The organism is Aminobacter sp. AP02, from assembly GCF_003148805.1.
GTDB lineage: Bacteria > Pseudomonadota > Alphaproteobacteria > Rhizobiales > Rhizobiaceae > Aminobacter.
This window is the reverse complement of record NZ_QGGX01000002.1, coordinates 89,533-107,420: the sequence shown is the minus strand read 5'-3', so window position 1 is coordinate 107,420 and position 17,888 is coordinate 89,533. Positions and strand designations below refer to the sequence as shown.

General features: G+C 64.5%; 17 protein-coding genes. 15 read left to right on the top strand and 2 right to left on the bottom strand.

The window, feature by feature from the left end:
- The first annotated feature begins 115 nt into the window (after positions 1-115).
- From C8K44_RS02390 to C8K44_RS02360, 7 genes are all read left to right on the top strand, one after another.
- Positions 116-1,174, top strand: coding sequence for a dipeptidase (locus tag C8K44_RS02390; protein WP_109574165.1), 1,059 nt, complete (start codon positions 116-118; stop codon positions 1,172-1,174).
- A 37-nt stretch (positions 1,175-1,211) separates the two neighbouring features.
- The gene (locus C8K44_RS02385; protein ID WP_109574164.1) at positions 1,212-2,849 is read left to right on the top strand and encodes an ABC transporter substrate-binding protein; all 1,638 of its coding nucleotides are present in this window, start codon (positions 1,212-1,214) and stop codon (positions 2,847-2,849) included.
- A gap of 108 nt (positions 2,850-2,957) precedes the next feature.
- Positions 2,958-4,025 carry an ABC transporter permease gene (locus C8K44_RS02380; RefSeq protein WP_109574163.1) on the top strand — a complete coding sequence of 356 codons (1,068 nt, stop codon included), beginning with the start codon at positions 2,958-2,960 and terminating at the stop codon, positions 4,023-4,025.
- Complete coding sequence (gene nikC, locus C8K44_RS02375; protein ID WP_109574162.1) at positions 4,022-4,939, top strand: nickel transporter permease; 918 nt, start codon at positions 4,022-4,024, stop codon at positions 4,937-4,939. Before C8K44_RS02380 ends, nikC begins: the two co-directional genes overlap by 4 nt.
- Positions 4,936-5,769 (top strand): ABC transporter ATP-binding protein, encoded by an 834-nt coding sequence (locus tag C8K44_RS02370; protein WP_109574161.1) that lies wholly within the window; start codon positions 4,936-4,938, stop codon positions 5,767-5,769. The genes nikC and C8K44_RS02370 overlap by 4 nt, the downstream gene beginning before the upstream one ends.
- Entirely contained in the window at positions 5,766-6,515 is a 750-nt protein-coding gene (locus C8K44_RS02365) for an ABC transporter ATP-binding protein (RefSeq protein ID WP_109574423.1), read from the top strand. Before C8K44_RS02370 ends, C8K44_RS02365 begins: the two co-directional genes overlap by 4 nt.
- Positions 6,516-6,594: 79 nt before the next feature.
- The gene (locus tag C8K44_RS02360; RefSeq protein ID WP_109574160.1) at positions 6,595-7,035 is read left to right on the top strand and encodes an RbsD/FucU domain-containing protein; all 441 of its coding nucleotides are present in this window, start codon (positions 6,595-6,597) and stop codon (positions 7,033-7,035) included.
- 209 nt (positions 7,036-7,244) lie between these two features.
- Here the strand turns inward: C8K44_RS02360 and C8K44_RS02355 are convergent, their stop codons facing one another.
- On the bottom strand, positions 7,245-8,027 hold the full coding sequence (locus C8K44_RS02355) for an IclR family transcriptional regulator (protein WP_109574159.1): 783 nt from the start codon (positions 8,025-8,027) through the stop codon (positions 7,245-7,247).
- Between the two features lie 118 nt (positions 8,028-8,145).
- Between C8K44_RS02355 and C8K44_RS02350 the strand changes: the two genes are divergently transcribed.
- From C8K44_RS02350 to C8K44_RS02315, 8 genes are all read left to right on the top strand, one after another.
- Complete coding sequence (locus C8K44_RS02350; RefSeq protein WP_109574158.1) at positions 8,146-8,895, top strand: SDR family oxidoreductase; 750 nt, start codon at positions 8,146-8,148, stop codon at positions 8,893-8,895.
- Between the two features lie 14 nt (positions 8,896-8,909).
- The gene (locus tag C8K44_RS02345; protein ID WP_109574157.1) at positions 8,910-9,794 is read left to right on the top strand and encodes an amidohydrolase family protein; all 885 of its coding nucleotides are present in this window, start codon (positions 8,910-8,912) and stop codon (positions 9,792-9,794) included.
- Positions 9,791-11,335 carry a sugar ABC transporter ATP-binding protein gene (locus tag C8K44_RS02340; RefSeq protein ID WP_109574156.1) on the top strand — a complete coding sequence of 515 codons (1,545 nt, stop codon included), beginning with the start codon at positions 9,791-9,793 and terminating at the stop codon, positions 11,333-11,335. The genes C8K44_RS02345 and C8K44_RS02340 overlap by 4 nt, the downstream gene beginning before the upstream one ends.
- Positions 11,332-12,327: an ABC transporter permease gene (locus C8K44_RS02335; RefSeq protein ID WP_109574155.1), complete on the top strand. Its 996-nt coding sequence runs from the start codon at positions 11,332-11,334 to the stop codon at positions 12,325-12,327. The genes C8K44_RS02340 and C8K44_RS02335 overlap by 4 nt, the downstream gene beginning before the upstream one ends.
- Positions 12,328-12,427: 100 nt before the next feature.
- On the top strand, positions 12,428-13,375 hold the full coding sequence (locus C8K44_RS02330) for an ABC transporter substrate-binding protein (protein ID WP_109574154.1): 948 nt from the start codon (positions 12,428-12,430) through the stop codon (positions 13,373-13,375).
- Positions 13,376-13,438: 63 nt separating this feature from the next.
- The gene (locus tag C8K44_RS02325) at positions 13,439-14,293 is read left to right on the top strand and encodes a fumarylacetoacetate hydrolase family protein (RefSeq protein WP_109574153.1); all 855 of its coding nucleotides are present in this window, start codon (positions 13,439-13,441) and stop codon (positions 14,291-14,293) included.
- Between the two features lie 17 nt (positions 14,294-14,310).
- Positions 14,311-15,588: an L-fuconate dehydratase gene (locus C8K44_RS02320; protein WP_109574152.1), complete on the top strand. Its 1,278-nt coding sequence runs from the start codon at positions 14,311-14,313 to the stop codon at positions 15,586-15,588.
- 5 nt (positions 15,589-15,593) lie between these two features.
- Positions 15,594-16,370, top strand: a complete 777-nt coding sequence (locus tag C8K44_RS02315; protein WP_109574151.1) for an SDR family oxidoreductase — start codon at positions 15,594-15,596, stop codon at positions 16,368-16,370.
- Between the two features lie 61 nt (positions 16,371-16,431).
- Here the strand turns inward: C8K44_RS02315 and C8K44_RS02310 are convergent, their stop codons facing one another.
- The gene (locus tag C8K44_RS02310) at positions 16,432-17,871 is read right to left on the bottom strand and encodes an NAD-dependent succinate-semialdehyde dehydrogenase (RefSeq protein WP_109574422.1); all 1,440 of its coding nucleotides are present in this window, start codon (positions 17,869-17,871) and stop codon (positions 16,432-16,434) included.
- Positions 17,872-17,888: the final 17 nt, after the last annotated feature.

Here is a 17,888-nt window from a genome sequence, read left to right as displayed (position 1 = left end):
TCCTGGACACGCGGCCGAAGCGGATTTGCGGCGCCGGTCCAAGGCTCGCCTCAACGGACAGGTTGACTTGCCTGACACTTCAACCTTCAACTACCGCCGCAGACAGGAGTAGGTAATGCAGGCAGTTTTCGACGGCCACAACGACGTGCTTTATCGGTTGTGGAACAACGCCGCCAAGGGCGCCGACCCGGTCGCGGAGTTCATCGAAGGCACCAAGCAGGGCCATATCGACATGCTCCGCGCCCAAAAGGGCGGTCTCGTCGGCGGATTGTGCGCGATCTATATCACCTCCGCCAACATGCCCGACGAAGCGCGCGACGAAAACGGCCACTATGCCATTCCGTTGTGCAAGCCGCTCGAACGCGCGCCTTCCCTCGACATTGCCCTCGACATGGCTTCGATTGCCTTCAGGATCGAGCGCGCCGGCGGCTGGAAGATCTGCCGCAACGGTGCTGACATCGACGCCGCGCGGGCCGAAGGCAAGTTCGCCGCCGTGCTGCATATGGAAGGCTGCGAGGCGATCGACGCCGATCTTGCAGCGCTCGACGTGTTCTACGCCGCCGGCCTGCGCTCGCTCGGCCCGGTGTGGAGCCGCAACACCGTCTTCGGCCATGGCGTTCCATTTGCCTTTCCTTCAAGCCCCGACACCGGCCCCGGCCTGACCGAAGCCGGCAAACGGCTGGTCAAGGAATGCAATCGCATCGGCATCGCGATCGACCTCGCCCATATCACCGAAAAGGGCTTCTGGGACGTCGCCAAGCTCTCGGACCAGCCGCTGATCGTCAGCCATTCCAACGCCCATGCGATCACGCCGATCAGCCGCAACCTGACCGACAAGCAGCTCGCCGCGGTGCGCGAAAGCAACGGCCTGGTCGGGCTGAACTTCGCCGTCACCATGCTGCGCGAGGATGGCGCAAAGAGCGTCGACACCCCGCTCTCCGACATGATCCGCCACATCGATTATCTCGTCGAGCATGTCGGCATCGACGGCGTGGCGCTGGGCTCTGACTTCGACGGCGCCACCGTGCCAGGCGAAATCGGCGACGCCGCCGGCCTGCAGAAGCTCGTTGCCGCTCTTGGGAACGCTGGATATGGTGACGCCGATCTGGCGAAAATCTGCCGTGGCAACTGGCTGAGGGTCTTGCGCTCGGCGTGGCACGAAACGGCGGTCTAACAACAAACTATCGTCAACTTGGGGAACTGAAAAAATGATGATCGGTAAAATGAACGGGCATTTCCGCCTGATGCTTGCAGGCGCCGCTTTGTCGGCAATGGTCTTTGCGGCACCCGCGCTTGCGGCGACGCCGGCCGACACACTGGTCCAGGCCTGGGCCATCGACGACACCATCACGCTCGACCCGGCTGAATCGTTCGAGCTGAGCCCGGCCGAATTTCTCGGCAATGCCTATGACATGCTGGTACGCCTCGACATCAGCGACACCACCAAGGTACGTCCAGGCGTCGCCGAGAGCTGGACCGTGTCCGATGACGGCCTGACCTACACCTTCAAGCTCAAGCCCGGCCTGAAGTTCGCGTCCGGCAACCCGATCACCGCCAAGGACGTCGCCTGGTCGTTCGAGCGCGTCGTCAAGCTCGACAAGAGCCCTGCCTTCATCCTCACCCAGTTCGGCCTGACCAAGGACAACGTCACCGAAAAGGCCAAGGCCGTCGACGACGGCACCTTCGTCTTCACCGTCGACAAGTCCTACGCGCCGTCCTTCGTGCTCAACTGCCTGACTGCCACCGTCGGTGCCGTGATGGACAGCAAACTGGTGCTGGAGCATGTAGCCCCGGTCACTCCGACCGACGAGTACAAGTTCGACAACGATTTCGGCAATGGCTGGCTGAAGACCGGCTATGCCGGCTCGGGTCCGTTCAAGATCCGCGACTGGCGCGCCAATGAAATCCTCGTGCTTGAGCGCAACGACAACTACTATGGCGACAAGCCGGCTCTGGCCCGCGTCATCTATCGCCATGTCAAGGAAAGCGCTACCCAGCGCCTGATGCTCGAAGCCGGTGACATCGACGTCGCCCGCAATCTCGAGCCGGGCGACCTGGAAGCTATTTCCAAGAAGGCCGACCTGACCACCACCAGCGCGCCCAAGGGCACGGTCTACTACATCAGCCTTAACCAGAAGAACGAGAACCTTGCCAAGCCGGAAGTTCGCCAGGCGCTGAAGTACCTGGTCGACTACGACGCGATCGGCTCGACGCTGATCAAGGGCATTGGCGAGATCCGACAGACCTACCAGGCCAAGGGCGTGCTCGGTGCGCTCGACTCCAACCCGTTTACCTTCGATGTCGCCAAGGCCAAGGAACTGCTGGAGAAGGCCGGCCTGAAGGACGGCTTTACCGTCACCATGGACGTGCGCAACACCCAGCCGGTGACAGGCATCGCCGAATCCTTCCAGCAGACCGTCGGCCAGGCCGGCATCAAGCTGGAGATCATTCCCGGCGACGGCAAGCAGACGCTGACCAAGTACCGCGCCCGCAACCACGACATGTATATCGGCCAGTGGGGCATGGATTACTGGGATCCGAACTCCAACGCCGAGACCTTCACCTCCAACCCCAACAACGCCGACGACGGCACGGTGAAGACGCTGGCCTGGCGCAACGCCTGGGACGTTCCGGAGCTGACCGAAAAGACCAAGGCGGCCCTCCTGGAGCGCGACAACGACAAGCGCGCCACGATGTACAAGGAGCTGCAGCAGGCGGCGCTCGACACCAGCCCGTTCCTGCTGATCTTCCAGCAGACCGAGGTTGCCGGCCTGCGCGGCAACGTCAAGAACTACAAGCTGGGGCCGAATTTCGACTCCAACTTCGTCGCCCCCGTGACCAAGGAATGATCCTTTGCAGCGCAGCGCGCCCTCAGGGGCGCGCAACGCGACGCTGTAACCATTCGGAACTGCGCATGACCTCCAGCCATAGGGGTTGCGCGCAAAAGGATCTGACCATTGAGCACTGCTGACACACAGACGCCGGCGAGGCGCGCCAACAAGCGCGCCTCCGCCATTCTCAAGGCGATCGCCAGTTTCGTGGTGATCGTGGGCACCACCTATCTCGGCCTTTTGGCGGTGACCTTCTTCATCGGCCGGGTCGTGCCAATCGACCCCGTGCTCGCCATCGTCGGCGACCGGGCGCCGGCCCACGTCGTCGAGCGCACGCGCGAAGAGATGGGGTTCAACCTGCCCTACTACCATCAGTTCTATCTCTACGTGAAAGGCGTGCTGTCGGGCGATTTCGGCACCTCCGTGCTGACCACCAACCCCGTCATGGCCGACATCCGCCGCGTCTTCCCGGCGACGATGGAACTCGCCACCGTCGGCACGATCATCGGAGCGGCCCTCGGCATCCCGCTCGGCGTGCTTGCCGCCGTCAAGCGCGGCAGCCTCGCCGACCAGATCGTCCGCATCATCGGCCTGATCGGCTACTCGGTGCCTATCTTCTGGCTCGGCCTGCTCGCGCTTCTGGTGTTCTACGCCCGCCTCGGCTGGACCGCCGGCCCCGGCCGCATCGACGTGGTGTTCGAATACACCTTCACGCCGATCACCGGCTTCTTCCTGCTCGACGCGGTGCTCAACCGCGACAGGGCTGCCTTCAAGGACATCTTCGCCCACATCATCCTGCCGGCCTCGCTGCTCGGCTACTTCTCGCTCGCCTATATCAGCCGCATGACGCGCTCCTTCATGCTCAACGAGCTGAGCCAGGAATACATCGTTGCAGCCCGGGCCAAGGGCCTGTCGGAAACGCGCATCATCTGGGGTCATGCGCTGCGCAACGCCGCCGTGCCGCTGGTCACCGTGATCGCGCTGTCTTATGCCGGCTTGCTCGAAGGCTCGGTGCTGACCGAAACCGTCTTCGCCTGGCCCGGGCTCGGCCTCTACATCACCAACTCGCTGCAGAACGCCGACATGAACGCGGTGTTGGGAGGCACGATCGTCATCGGTTCGGTGTTCATCGCGCTCAACCTGCTCTCCGACCTGCTCTATCGCCTGCTCGACCCAAGGACGCGTATACGATGAGCGACGCTGTTATGACCCGCCGCGAATGGCTTTTGACCGACAGGCCGCAGTCGCGCCTGCAGGCCCGGCTTGGCCGCGCCTATCTGACCTGGAGCCGCTTTGCCGCAAACAAGCTGGCCGTCATCGGCCTCGGCATCATCATTCTCCTGCTCTTCGTCGCCGCCTTCGCGCCGCTTCTCTCGCCATACTCGCCCTATATCGGTGACCTGAAGAACGCCCGCCTGCTGCCGCCGAGTTCCACCAACTGGCTCGGCACGGACGACCAGGGGCGCGACATCCTCTCACGCCTGATCTACGGCTCGCGCCTGACCTTGCAGGTCATCGTGCTGGTGGCGATCATCGCAGCGCCCATCGGCCTGCTTGTGGGCACGGCGGCCGGTTACGCCGGTGGCTGGATCGATGCTGTGCTGATGCGCATCACCGACATTTTCCTCGCCTTTCCCAAGCTTGTGCTGGCGCTCGCCTTTGTCGCCGCGCTCGGGCCTGGTATCGAAAACGCCATCATCGCCATCGCGCTGACGTCGTGGCCGCCCTACGCCCGCATCGCGCGTGCCGAAACGCTGACTGTTCGCAACTCCGACTACATCGCAGCCGTCAAGCTGATGGGCGCCTCGCCGATGCGCATCGTCTTGCGCCACATCATGCCCTTGTGCATCTCCTCGCTGATCGTGCGCGTCACGCTGGACATGGCCGGCATCATCCTGACCGCCGCGGGCCTTGGCTTCCTCGGCCTCGGCGCCCAGCCGCCGCTGCCGGAATGGGGTGCCATGATCGCCTCGGGGCGCCGCTTCATCCTTGACCAGTGGTGGGTGGCAGCCGCCCCCGGCGCCGCCATCCTCATCGTCAGCCTCGGCTTCAACCTGCTCGGCGACGGCCTGCGCGACGCACTCGACACACGCAGCGGTGGCCAATGAACACGTTGCTGCATGTCGACGACCTGCGCGTCTCGTTCCCAACCCGTACCGGCGTTGTCGAGGCGGTGCGCGGCGTATCCTTTTCGCTTGGCCAGGAGCGGCTCGGCATCGTCGGCGAGTCCGGCTCCGGCAAGTCGCAAACCGGCCGCGCCATCATGGGGCTGACGCCGCAACAGGCCGAGATCAGGGCGAAGCGGCTCGAATTCAGCGGTATCGATCTTTTGAAGGCGTCGCCGGCCGAGCGCCGGGCGCTGCGGGGCAACCGCGTCGCCATGATCCTGCAGGACCCGAAATATTCGCTCGATCCTGTCATGACCATCGGCCGCCAGATACTGGAGACGCTGCGCACCCATGAGAAGATCGGCAAGTCGGAGGCGCGCGAACGCGCGCTCGACATGCTTGCGGCCGTGCAGATCCGCGATCCGAAGCGCGTCTACGACCTCTACCCGCACGAGGTTTCGGGTGGCATGGGCCAGCGCGCCATGATCGCCATGATGCTGATTGCCGGCCCCGAACTTCTGATCGCCGACGAACCGACCTCGGCGCTGGACGTCACCGTCCAGCTCGACATATTGCGCATCCTCGACCGGCTGGTCATCGACCGCGGCATGGGGCTGATCTTCATCTCGCACGACCTGCGCCTGGTCTCGACCTTCTGCGACCGGGTGATCGTCATGTATGCCGGCAAGATCGTCGAGGAGCTCAAGGCCTCGGAACTGTCCCGCGCCAAGCATCCCTATACGCAAGGCCTGCTCAACTGCATGCCCAAGATCGGCACGAGCCGGCACCCGCTGCCCGTGCTCGACCGCCAGCCGGAGTGGCTGCTGTGACCCCTGCCCTTTCCATCGACCGCCTGCGCGTCGTCTATGACGACTTCATCGCGCTCAAGGATGTCAGCCTGACCGTCGACAAGGGCGAGTCCTTCGGCCTCGTCGGCGAATCCGGTTCCGGCAAGTCGACGCTGCTGCGCGCCGTCGCGGGCCTGGCACCTGTCACCTCGGGAACCATCGACGTCGGCGCCAAGCGCCTGGGCAAGACCCGCGACAAGGAATTCTATCGCCAGGTGCAGATGGTGTTCCAGGACCCCTATGGTTCCCTGCACCCGCGCCAGACGGTCGACCGGCTGCTGCTCGAACCGCTCGACATCCATGGCTTTGCCGACACCGAAAAGCGCATCCAGCGCGCGCTCGACGAGGTCGGCCTCGGCTCCGGCTTCCGCTTCCGCTATTCGCACCAGCTCTCCGGCGGCCAGCGCCAGCGCGTAGCGATTGCCCGTGCGCTGATCCTCGAACCCTCGGTGCTTTTGCTCGACGAGCCGACGTCGGCGCTCGACGCCTCGGTGCAGGCCGAGGTGCTGAACCTGCTCGAACAGGTGCGCCGCGACCGCAATCTTACCTTCGTCATGGTCAGCCACGACCTCGGCGTCATCACCCATATGTGCGAGCGGCTAATGGTGATGCAAACCGGCGCGGAGGTCGAGCGGCTCGAAGCCAGCGATCTTGCCAGCCGCAATGTCACCAAGGACTATACGCGCAATCTGCTTGTCGCCAGCGAGGGGTTCGTCCGCGAGCCCTGAGCCAAGGCTATCGCTTGCCTGTTGCCCCGTGTCCCTGCACATTGCGCCCAGTTGCAACCCGCATCATCAGGTATCCGCCATGCTACTCCGCATCGATCCACTGCTCAGCCCCGATGTGCTCTACGCGCTGCGCTCGATGGGACATGGCGATGACCTGATCATTGCCGACGCCAATTTCCCGGCCGAAGCGATCTCGCGCCAGACAGTGTTCGGCCGCCCGCTGCGCATCGACGCCGACATCGTCCGGGTGATGAAGGCGGTGCTTTCGGTGATGCCTGTCGACACCTTTGTCGACGACGCCTTCGGCCGCATGGAAGTCGTCGGCAATCCCGACGAGATCCCCGACGTCCAGCGCGAGGTCGGCAAGCTGATCGACGGCACGGGCACCAAGATGGTCGGCATCGAGCGCTTCGCCTTCTACGAGCGCGCCAAGAAAGCATACGCCGTCATCCAGACCCAGGAACGCCGCTTCTACGCCGACTTCGCCGTCCGCAAGGGTGTCGTCCCGCCGGATGCTTGATGGCGCTCCGCCTGAGCTGCGATCCTGAATTCAGGCTCGGCACCTCCTTCTGAAGCGAACAGCCGCCCCTCATCCCTCTGCCGGGACCTTCTCCCCGTTTTTCACGGGGAGAGGGTAAGGGTGAGGGGCGGCGCTAAGCTTCAAAGTCCCCCTCCCCCTTGTGGGGAGGGATTAGGGTTGGGGGTATTCCCAAGCGCCAGCGTCTGCGCCTACGACAGCGACAGCTTCGCCGCCACGTCCTTGAGCAATACAAGCGTCTGGTCGATATCGGCCTGTGCGTCGTCCAGCCGCTGGATGTACGGACAGGTCAGCACCGCGATGGCATAGCCATCTGGCGACAGGATCGGCACGGAGATGTCGTCGACGCCTCTGATCTGCTGGCTTTCGCCGATGCGGTGGCCGGCCTTGCGATAGCCTTCGAGCACCGGCTCGAGCTTGGCCCGGGCGATTGCCAGCTTCGTTCCCTCCCAGCGTATCGTCGCTTCCGCCCGGGAGTGCTCATCCTGGAAAGCGAGCAAGGTCTGGCCCGAGCCGGTCGCCAAAAGGTCGATATGCGCGCCGATCCTGATGCCGAATTCCCAATTGCCTGGGCAACTGGCATGCGCAACCACGAGGGCAGCACCGCCTTCCGGAACCACCAGATGGCACGATTGCCCCGCGTCGCTGGCAAATCCGTCCATCAGCGGCAAGGCGCGCGCGACGAGCCTGCGCACCGGAGGATGCCTGTGCGCCAGCACGAACAGCTTCATCGTCAGGGCGTAGCGGTCGCCTTCGGGTGAGCGGCTGACATAGTCGCGCGCCACCAGCCGTTCGAGCATGCGGTAGACCTCGCTCGGACCGCGCCCCATCGCCTTGACGATTTCGGCGCGCGTCAACCCGCCCGGCTGCTCGGACAGCAGTTCCAGTATATCGAGCCCCTTGTCGAGCGCCGGCGCCCGGTAGCGCTCGTCCTTGTCCTGGTCATTTGCGGCGTAGGCGGGCCGTTTGGGCATCGCTCGAAATCCTCCCGGTCGACCGCCTCACATTTCCCGTTGCAAGGTCGGTTCATTTATGAATAGTATGTTCGTATATAGACAGACGCAAGCAGTTTGCTGGGAGGAGGCAACGGTTATGCGATTGAGCGGGAAACGCATCTTCATTTCCGCCGCCGCCCAGGGCATCGGCCGCGCCAGTGCACTGGCCTGCGCCAAAGAGGGCGCACACGTCATTGCGACCGACATTAACGACCAGGCGCTGGCGGCACTTGCCGCTGAAAGCAGCCGCATCGAGACTCATCGTCTGGATGTGCGCGACGGCGCGGCCGTTGCCGCCTTCGCCAAGCAGCAGCCAGCGCTCGACGGGCTCTTCAACTGCGCCGGCTTCGTGCACAACGGCACCATTTTGGACTGCAGCGACGAAGACTGGGATTTCAGCTTCGACCTCAACGTCAAGAGCATGTACCGCACCACAAAGGCCTTCCTGCCCGGCATGCTGGAGCAGGCGGAAAAGACCGGTGGCGTCGCCATTCTCAACATGGCCTCGATGGCGTCCTCGATCAAAGGCTTCCCCAACCGCTTGCTCTATGGCGCGACCAAGGCTGCGGTGATCGGCTTCACCAAGGGCATGGCCGCCGACTATGTCCGCCGCGGCATCCGCTGCAATGCGCTGTGTCCCGGCACCGTCGACACGCCGTCGCTGCGTGGCCGCATCGCCTCTGCCGCCGATCCGGTACAGGCGGAGAAGGACTTCATCGCCCGCCAGCCGATCGGCCGGCTGGCCACCGTCGACGATATCGCACCGCTGGTGGTCTATTTGTTGTCCGATGAATCCCGCTTCGTCACCGGCCAGGCAGTCCTGGTCGACGGCGGCGTCACCATCTAGGCGAGGCGGCGGCCATGATCGAAAGGATCGACGGCCACTGTCACTACTGGACGCTCCGGCGCGGCGACTATGGCTGGCTGACGCCGGATGCCGCCCATCTCGCGCCGATCTATCGCGACTTTGGCGCCGCCGACATGCGGCCCCTCGCCGACACGGCTGGCATAGGCCAGCGCATCCTTGTCCAGGCGGCCCCGACCGAGGCGGAAACACAGTTCCTGCTTGATCAGGGACACGAAGACAAAGCAGTTGCGGGCGTTGTCGGCTGGGTCGATCTGTCGGCCGCCGAAAGCGTGGCGTCATTGGAGCACCTGGCGAAAGACCCGCTGCTCAAGGGCGTGCGGCCGATGCTGCAGGACCTCGAAGATCCCGACTGGATCGCCACCCGCCCGCACCCGGAAGCGATCGCCGCGCTGAAGCGGCTTGGCCTGCGCTTCGACGCGCTGGTCATGCCCCAGCATCTCGCGGCACTGAAGCGTTTCGTCGATGCGAACCCCGACCTTCCGGTCATCATCGACCATGCTGCCAAACCCGCGCTTGCGGCTGAAGCCAATGACCCCCGCCATGCCTTGTGGGAGACCGGCATGGCCGCCCTCGCCCGGCACCCGCAAGTGCACTGCAAGCTTTCCGGCCTGCTCACCGAACTGCCCGCCGAGCTTCGCTCCACGCCTGAAAAAGCCGTAGCGGCGCTGAGGCCAACCGTCGAGAAGCTGCTGGCGTGGTTCGGTCCCCGCCGCATCGTCTGGGGATCAGACTGGCCCGTCCTGACCCTGGCTGCAAGCTTCGGCTTCTGGATCGAGGTCACCGGCCTCCTGCTGGAAGGTCTAAGCGCGAACGAGCGGACGCAGATCCTGTCTGGGACGGCGGAACGCTTCTACGGTCTCGAAGGAGGACGCCCATGAACGCCCTCGTCGTCATGAAGGACATCGAGAAGTCGTTCCCCGGCGTGCGTGCGCTGCACAACGCCCAGCTCGAACTGCTGTCAGGCGAAGTCCATGCGCTGATGGGCGAAAACGGCGCTGGCAAGTCGACAATGATGAAGATCCTCGCCGGCATCTACCGGCGCGACGCCGGCGAAATCCTGCTCGACGGCAAGCCGGTCGAGATCAACTCGCCACGCCAGGCGCAGGAGCTCGGCATCGGCATCATCCATCAGGAACTCAACCTGATGCCGCATCTGACGGCGGCGCAGAACATGTTCATCGGCCGCGAGCCGCGCAAGGCCGCCGGCCTGCTGCTCGATGAAGGCAAGCTCAACGCCCAGGCCGCAGAGATCTTCGCCAGTATGCACTTGAAGCTCGATCCGCGCACGCTCGTCGGTGGCCTGACCATCGCCCGCCAGCAGATGGTCGAGATCGCGAAGGCGCTGTCCTACCGCTCGCGCGTGCTGATCATGGACGAGCCGACTGCCGCCTTGAACGACGCCGAGATCAACGAGCTGTTCGCCATCATCGCCCGCCTCAAGGCCGAGGGCGTCGGCATCGTCTACATTTCGCACAAGATGGATGAGCTGAAGCGCATTGCCGACCGCGTGACCGTCATGCGCGACGGCGAATACATCGGCACCGTGCCGGCCGAAACGACGCCGGTCGAAAAGATCATCTCGATGATGGTCGGCCGCGCCCTCACCGACGAGCGGCCCGATGTGCCGGATCATGAAAACTCCGAGGTCGTGCTGGCGGTCAGGAACCTCAATCGCGGCACGGTCATCCGCGATGTCAGCTTTTCCGTCCGCAAGGGCGAGATCCTCGGTTTCGCCGGCCTGATGGGGGCCGGCCGCACCGAGGTTGCGCGTGCCATCTTCGGCGCCGACCGGCGCGACAGTGGCGACATCTTCATGCACGGCAACAAGGTCGACATCCGCATGCCGCAGGACGCCGTGCGCGCCGGCATCGGCTACCTCTCCGAGGATCGCAAGCATTTCGGCCTCGCCACCGGCATGGACGTGCGCAACAATGTCGTTCTGGCCAGCCTTCGCCGCTTCACCGGTCCCGGCGGCCTGCTGAAGGAAGCCGCGATGCACGACGCGGCAAGCCGCTACATCGACCAGCTTGCGATCAAGACCCCGTCAGACCGGCAGGAAGTTCGCCTGCTCTCCGGTGGCAACCAGCAGAAGATCGTCATCGCCAAATGGCTGTTGCGCGATTGCGAGGTGCTGATCTTCGACGAGCCGACACGCGGCATCGATGTCGGCGCCAAGAACGAAATCTACAAGCTGCTGAACGCGCTTGCCCAGCAGGGCCGCGCCATCATCGTCATCTCGTCCGAGCTGCCCGAGGTTCTCAGGCTCAGCCACCGCATTGCGGTCATGTGCGAAGGCCGCCTGACCGGCGTCCTGCCCGGCGGCGCCAGCCAGGAAGAGATCATGCACCTCGCCACGCTGCGCGGCGACGCTGCGAACAACAACAAACATACCAAGCCGGCAAAGGGAGAGGCCAAATGAGTGCGACCGCATCGACCGGAACGATCTCGATCGGCTCGAAATTCTCCGGCGCTCACCGACTGCTCGCCTTTGCCAGCCTGATCGCGCTGATCGTCGTCTTCAGCCTTGCCTCGCCCAACTTCATGCAGACCTCCAACATCATCGCCATCCTGCAGGCGACGTCGGTCAATGGCGTGCTGGCAATCGCGGCGACGCTTGTGATCATAACGGGCGGCATCGACCTGTCGGTCGGCACGCTGATGACTTTTTGCGCGGTCGTCGCCGGCGTGGTGCTGACCTTCTGGGGCATGCCGCTCGGCCTCGGCGTGCTGGCCGCGATCCTCGCCGGTGCTGCCAGCGGCACCTTGTCCGGCACCTTCGTTGCCAAGCTCAAGATCCCGCCCTTCATCGCCACGCTCGGCATGATGCTGATCCTCAAGGGCCTGTCCCTCGTCATCTCAGGCACGCGCCCGATCTATTTCAACAACACGCCCGGCTTCACCCAGATCTCGCAAGGCTCGCTGATCGGCACCGTCATCCCCGGCCTGCCTATCCCCAACGGCGTGCTGATCCTGTTTCTGGTGGCGATTGCGACGAGCTTCATCCTCGAGCGCACCATTCTAGGCCGTTTCACCTTCGCGCTCGGATCGAACGAGGAGGCCGTGCGCCTTTCCGGCGTCAACACCGACCGCTGGAAGATTGCCGTCTACGCGCTTGCCGGCAGCATCTGCGGGGTCGCTGGCCTGCTGATCGCCTCGCGCCTCAACTCGGCCCAGCCGGCGCTTGGCCAGGGATACGAACTCGACGCCATCGCAGCGGTCGTCATCGGCGGCACCTCGCTGTCGGGTGGCCGCGGCACCATCATCGGCACGCTCATCGGCGCGCTCATCATCTCCGTGCTCGCCAACGGCCTGCGCATCCTTTCGGTCGCCCAGGAATGGCAGACCGTCGTCACCGGCTCGATCATCATTCTCGCCGTCTACACCGACATTCTGCGGCGCCGCAGGCTTTGAGGAAGGCTTGCTTCGCGCAGTGCATCGCCCTGCGCCAACACCAAGAAGAGAGCGAGAGCGCTCCCCGGCAACGATCAACCAAAGTTCAATCGGAGGAAACATGTTCACCAGACGCACAATGCTCGGCGCCCTAAGCGCCATGACGATCCTCGGCTACGGCTCGACCATGGCACTGGCCCAGGACAAGATGTACATCCCGCTGATCTCCAAGGGCTTCCAGCATCAGTTCTGGCAGGCCGTGAAGGCGGGTGCCGACAAGGCCGCCACCGATCTCGGCGTCACTGTCACCTTCGAAGGCCCGGATTCGGAAACGCAGGTCGACCGCCAGATCGACATGCTGGCCGCGGCGCTTGCCAAGAAGCCGGCGGCGATCGGTTTCGCGGCCCTCGACAGCCAGGCGGCGATCCCGCTGCTGCAGCAGGCCAAGGATGCCAAGATACCGGTCGTCGCCTTCGACTCCGGCGTCGACAGCGACATTCCGGTCGCCACCGCCTCGACCAACAACATCGCGGCCGCGTCCCTCGCCGCCGACAAGATGGCCGAACTGATCGGCGACGAAGGCAAGGTGGCGCTTGTCGTGCATGACCAGACCAGCCGCACCGGCGTCGACCGTCGCGACGGCTTCGTCAACCGCATGAAGGAAGCCCATCCCAAGATCGAGATCGTCGCCATCGAATATGGCGAGGGCGATCATCTCAAGTCGACCGAGATCACCAAGGCGATCCTGCAGGCCAATCCGGACCTCAAGGGCATGTTCGGTGCCAACGAAGGCTCGGCCATCGGCGTCGTCAACGGCGCCAAGGAACTGGGCCGTCAGCTGGTCATCATCGGCTACGATTCCGGCGCCCAGCAGAAGCAGGCAATCCGCGACGGCCAGATGGCCGGCGCCATCACCCAGAACCCGGTTGGCATCGGCTACAAGACCGTCGAAGCTGCGGTCAAGGCAGCCAAGGGTGAAGCCGTCGAAAAGAACATCGACACCGGCTTCTACTACTATGACAAGACCAACATCGATAAGCCTGAGATCGCAGCCGTCCTGTACGACTGATCCTGGTCCAAACCACCCGGAGGCGGCTCGCCGCCTCCGGCTCTTCCAAACAAGGTGATTTCAATGAAACTGCTCCGCTACGGCCCCAAGGGCAACGAAAAGCCCGGCATTCTCGACTCCACCGGCCGCGTCCGCGACCTCTCGGGCATCGTCGACGACATCGCCGGCGACGTGCTGACGCCTGAAGGCCTTGCCCGCCTGCGCGGCATCGATCCCCAGACGCTGCCGCTCGTCGCCGGCACGCCCCAGGAGGATCTGCGTCTCGGCGCCTGCGTCGGCCGCATCGGAAAATTCATCTGCATCGGGCTCAACTATGCCGACCACGCCGCCGAAACCGGCGCTGCAATTCCCGCCGAGCCCATCGTCTTCAACAAGTGGACGTCGGCCATCGTCGGTCCCGACGACGACGTCGAAATCCCGCGCGGCTCGCTCAAGACCGACTGGGAAGTCGAGCTCGGCGTCGTCATCGGCAAGCCCGGCCGCTACATCGACGAAGCCGACGCCATGTCCCACGTCGCCGGCTACTGCGTCATCAACGACGTCTCCGAACGCGAATACCAGATCGAGCGCGGCGGCACCTGGGACAAGGGCAAGGGCTGCGACACCTTCGGCCCGACCGGCCCATGGATGGTCACGGCTGACGAGATCGCCGACCCGCAGAACCTCAAGATGTGGCTCGACGTCGACGCCAAGCGTTTCCAGGACGGCTCGACCAAGACGATGATCTTCACGGTCCAACAGGTCGTATCCTATCTCAGCCGCTTCATGAGCCTGCAGGCCGGAGACGTCATCTCCACCGGCACGCCGCCCGGCGTCGGCCTCGGCCAGAAGCCACCCGTCTATCTCAAGGCCGGCCAGACGATGACCCTCGGTATCGAAGGCCTCGGCACCCAGCGGCAGCGCGTCGTCGCCGCCTGAACCTTAGGGACCCAGCTATGACCAGCATCATCGATATGCGGGTGCTCGACCTGCGCTTCCCGACCTCGCAGCATCTCGACGGTTCCGACGCGATGAACCCGGACCCCGATTATTCGGCGGCCTACGTCATCCTGGAAACCGACACGCCTGGCGTCGAGGGTCACGGCCTGACCTTCACCATCGGCCGCGGCAACGAGATCTGTTGCGCGGCAATCGAGGCGATGCGCCACCTCGTCGTTGGGCTGGACATGGACAACGTCGCAGCCGACATGGGCGCCTTCTGGCGCCATGTCACCTCGGATAGCCAGTTGCGCTGGATCGGGCCCGACAAGGGCGCGATCCACCTCGCAACCGGCGCTGTGGTCAACGCCGTCTGGGACGTCTGGGCCAAGATGTTGGGCAAGCCGGTGTGGAAGCTTGTCACCGACATGTCTCCGGAAGAGCTCGTGCGCTGCATCGACTTTCGCTATATCACCGACTGCATCACGCCTGACGAAGCGCTCGCCATGCTGCGCGAGCAAGCACCCGGCAAGGCCGAGCGCATCGCCACGCTCGAGCGCGAGGGCTACCCCTGCTACACCACCTCGGCCGGCTGGCTCGGCTATGAGGACGAGAAATTGCGCCGCCTCTGCCAGGAAGCCATCGATGCCGGCTTCAACCACGTCAAGCTCAAGGTCGGCCGCGACAAGGCCGACGACATCAGGCGCCTGCGCATCGCGCGTGAGGTGCTCGGCCCCGACCGCCAGCTGATGATCGACGCCAACCAGGTCTGGGAAGTCGGCCAGGCGATCGACTGGGTGCGCGACCTCGCCTTCGCCAAGCCGTGGTTCATCGAGGAGCCGACAAATCCCGACGACGTCGAGGGCCATCGCAAGATCCGCGAGGGCGTCGCCCCGGTCCAGGTCGCCACCGGCGAGATGTGCCAGAACCGCATCATGTTCAAGCAGTTCATCATGCGCGGCGCCATCGACGTCGTGCAGATCGACTCCTGCCGTCTCGGCGGCGTCAACGAAATCCTCGCCGTGCTGTTGATGGCGGCGAAGTACAATCTGCTGGTCTGCCCCCATGCGGGCGGCGTCGGCCTGTGCGAATACGTCCAGCATCTGTCGATGATCGACTATGTCTGCATCGCCGGCACCCGCGAGGGCCGCGTCGTCGAATATGTCGACCACCTGCACGAACACTTCAAGGAACCCTGCGTGGTGCGCAACGCCGCCTACATGCCTCCCACTGCACCCGGCTTCTCCATCGAGATGAAGCCGGCGACGCTTGTAGACTACCAGTTCAAGGGCTGACGCAGATGGACCTGGGTCTCAAAGACAAGGTCGTCATCGTCACCGGGGGTGGCGCCGGCATCGGCGGTGCGGTCACGCTCGGTCTTGCCGCCGAAGGCGCCATTCCGGTCGTCTTCGGCCGCAGCCCGCTGGCAGCAGATTTCGCAGGCACGCTAAAGGCAGCCGCGCCGCGCTCGATGTTCGTCCAGGTCGAGCTGATGCACGACCCGGAGATCGAAGCGGCGGTGAAGGATGTAGCGAAAACATTCGGCCGCATCGACGGGCTGGTCAACAATGCCGGCATCAATGACGGCATCGGCCTCGATGCCGGGCCCGAAGCCTTCCGCGAGTCCCTCGAACGCAATCTGGTGCACTACTACACGACAGCGCATCACTGCCTGCCGTGGCTCAAGACGGCGCACGGTTCGATCGTCAACGTGTCGTCCAAGACCGCACTTACCGGCCAGGGCAATACCAGCGGCTACACCGCCGCCAAGGGGGCGCAGCTGTCGCTGACACGCGAATGGGCGGCGGCGCTGCGCGGCGACGGCGTCCGCGTCAACGCGGTCATTCCGGCCGAGGTGATGACCCCGCTCTACGAAAAATGGCTCAAGACCTTCGACAATCCCGAGGCACGGCTTGCCGAAATCACCAGGCGCATCCCCTTGGGACAACGCATGACGACGGCGGAGGAAATTGCCGACACCATCATCTTCCTGCTTTCCGACAAGGCGAGCCACACCACGGGCCAATGGCTGTTCGTCGACGGCGGCTACACCCATCTCGACCGCGCTCTGGACTGACCTGCAACGGTGTTGAGACGGCCGATGCCCGGGCGGGCACCGGCCACTTTGCCCGCCTGCGTCAGGCGATCGTCATGCGGTGCGACACGTTCTTGATGACGGTGTACTGCGCCAGCCCTTCGAGGCCGCCTTCACGGCCGTAACCGCTTTCCTTGACGCCGCCGAACGGCGTTTCGGGAACCGACGCTTCCAGCGTGTTGATCGAGAAGTTGCCCGCCTCGATCCCTTCCGCAAGCTGGTCGGCGGTGCGAGCGTTGTGCGTAAACGCGTAGGCCGCCAGGCCGAAGGGCAGCGCGTTGGCCTTTTCGATGGCCTCTTCGACTGAGCCGACGGGATTGATCAGCGCCATCGGCCCGAACGGCTCCTCGCGCATGGCGCGCGCGTCGTCCGGAAGGTCGGAGATCGTGGTAACGGGGAAGAAATAACCGCGATTGCCGAGCCGCTCGCCGCCCGTCAGCACGCGGGCGCCCTTGGCGCGTGCGTCCGCCGTCAGCGCTTCCAGCGCTTCGATCCGGCGATGGTTCGCCACCGGCCCCATCTGGGTGACCGCATCCAGGCCGTTGCCGACGGTGATCGCACGGGCTGTCTCGGCGAATGCCTTGGTGAAGGCTTCATAGATGCGCTCCTGCACGTAAAAGCGCGTCGGCGAGGTGCAGACCTGGCCGGAATTACGCGCCTTGCGCACTGCAGAGGCGATCGCGGCAGCGACAGGGTCGACGTCGTCGCAGACGATGACAGGCGCATGTCCACCGAGTTCCATCAGCACCGGCGTCATGTGGCGCGCCGCCATTTCGGTCAGGTGCTTGCCGACCGCAGTCGAGCCGGTGAAGGCGACCAGCCTGACCTGGCTCTGGGGAATGAGGTATCCCGAAATGTCCGCAGGCACGCCGAAGACCAGATTGAAGACGCCGGCAGGCAGGCCCGCGTCGTGGAACGCACGCGCTATATGGAAGGCGCCGGCAGGCGTTTCTTCCGCCGCCTTCAGGATGATCGAGCAGCCGGCGGCAAGCGCGCCGGCGATCTTGCGCGAGGGCTGGCTCATCGGGAAGTTCCACGGCGAAAACGCCGCGACCGTGCCGATGGGCTGGTGGTGCACGATGTATTTGATACCCGGCTCGCTCGGGATGACGCGGCCATAGGTGCGCTGGCCCTCGGCCGCGTCCCACTCGAAGAATTCGCAGCCGCGAATGACCTCGAGACGAGCCTGGGCGAGCGGCTTGCCGTGCTCCAGGGTGATGGCATGTGCGATCTCGTCGATGCGCTTGCGCATCAGCTGGGACGCCCTGAGGATGATCTCTGCGCGCTTCGCCGGCGAGGTCTTGCGCCACACGTCAAAGCCTTTGGCCGCGGCATCGAGTGCATCGTCGAGGTCCGCGCGCGTGGCGACCGGCACCGCGCCAATGACGGTTTCGTCAGCCGGATTGAGCACAGGCTGGGTGTCGACGGTCTTGCGCCAGAAGCCGCCGATGTAAAGCATGAGGTCGGGGTAAGTTTTCGTCATGATAGTCTCCATGGTCC

Excerpts from the sequence above, each read along its gene's own strand:
- C8K44_RS02390 (WP_109574165.1), top strand. The coding sequence starts at position 116 with ATGCAGGCAGTTTTCGACGGCCACAACGACGTGCTTTATCGGTTGTGG.
- C8K44_RS02385 (WP_109574164.1), top strand. The coding sequence starts at position 1,212 with ATGATCGGTAAAATGAACGGGCATTTCCGCCTGATGCTTGCAGGCGCC.
- nikC (WP_109574162.1), top strand. The coding sequence starts at position 4,022 with ATGAGCGACGCTGTTATGACCCGCCGCGAATGGCTTTTGACCGACAGG.
- C8K44_RS02370 (WP_109574161.1), top strand. The coding sequence starts at position 4,936 with ATGAACACGTTGCTGCATGTCGACGACCTGCGCGTCTCGTTCCCAACC.
- C8K44_RS02360 (WP_109574160.1), top strand. The coding sequence starts at position 6,595 with ATGCTACTCCGCATCGATCCACTGCTCAGCCCCGATGTGCTCTACGCG.
- C8K44_RS02355 (WP_109574159.1), bottom strand. The coding sequence starts at position 8,027 with ATGCCCAAACGGCCCGCCTACGCCGCAAATGACCAGGACAAGGACGAG.
- C8K44_RS02350 (WP_109574158.1), top strand. The coding sequence starts at position 8,146 with ATGCGATTGAGCGGGAAACGCATCTTCATTTCCGCCGCCGCCCAGGGC.
- C8K44_RS02345 (WP_109574157.1), top strand. The coding sequence starts at position 8,910 with ATGATCGAAAGGATCGACGGCCACTGTCACTACTGGACGCTCCGGCGC.
- C8K44_RS02340 (WP_109574156.1), top strand. The coding sequence starts at position 9,791 with ATGAACGCCCTCGTCGTCATGAAGGACATCGAGAAGTCGTTCCCCGGC.
- C8K44_RS02335 (WP_109574155.1), top strand. The coding sequence starts at position 11,332 with ATGAGTGCGACCGCATCGACCGGAACGATCTCGATCGGCTCGAAATTC.
- C8K44_RS02330 (WP_109574154.1), top strand. The coding sequence starts at position 12,428 with ATGTTCACCAGACGCACAATGCTCGGCGCCCTAAGCGCCATGACGATC.
- C8K44_RS02325 (WP_109574153.1), top strand. The coding sequence starts at position 13,439 with ATGAAACTGCTCCGCTACGGCCCCAAGGGCAACGAAAAGCCCGGCATT.
- C8K44_RS02320 (WP_109574152.1), top strand. The coding sequence starts at position 14,311 with ATGACCAGCATCATCGATATGCGGGTGCTCGACCTGCGCTTCCCGACC.
- C8K44_RS02315 (WP_109574151.1), top strand. The coding sequence starts at position 15,594 with ATGGACCTGGGTCTCAAAGACAAGGTCGTCATCGTCACCGGGGGTGGC.
- C8K44_RS02310 (WP_109574422.1), bottom strand. The coding sequence starts at position 17,871 with ATGACGAAAACTTACCCCGACCTCATGCTTTACATCGGCGGCTTCTGG.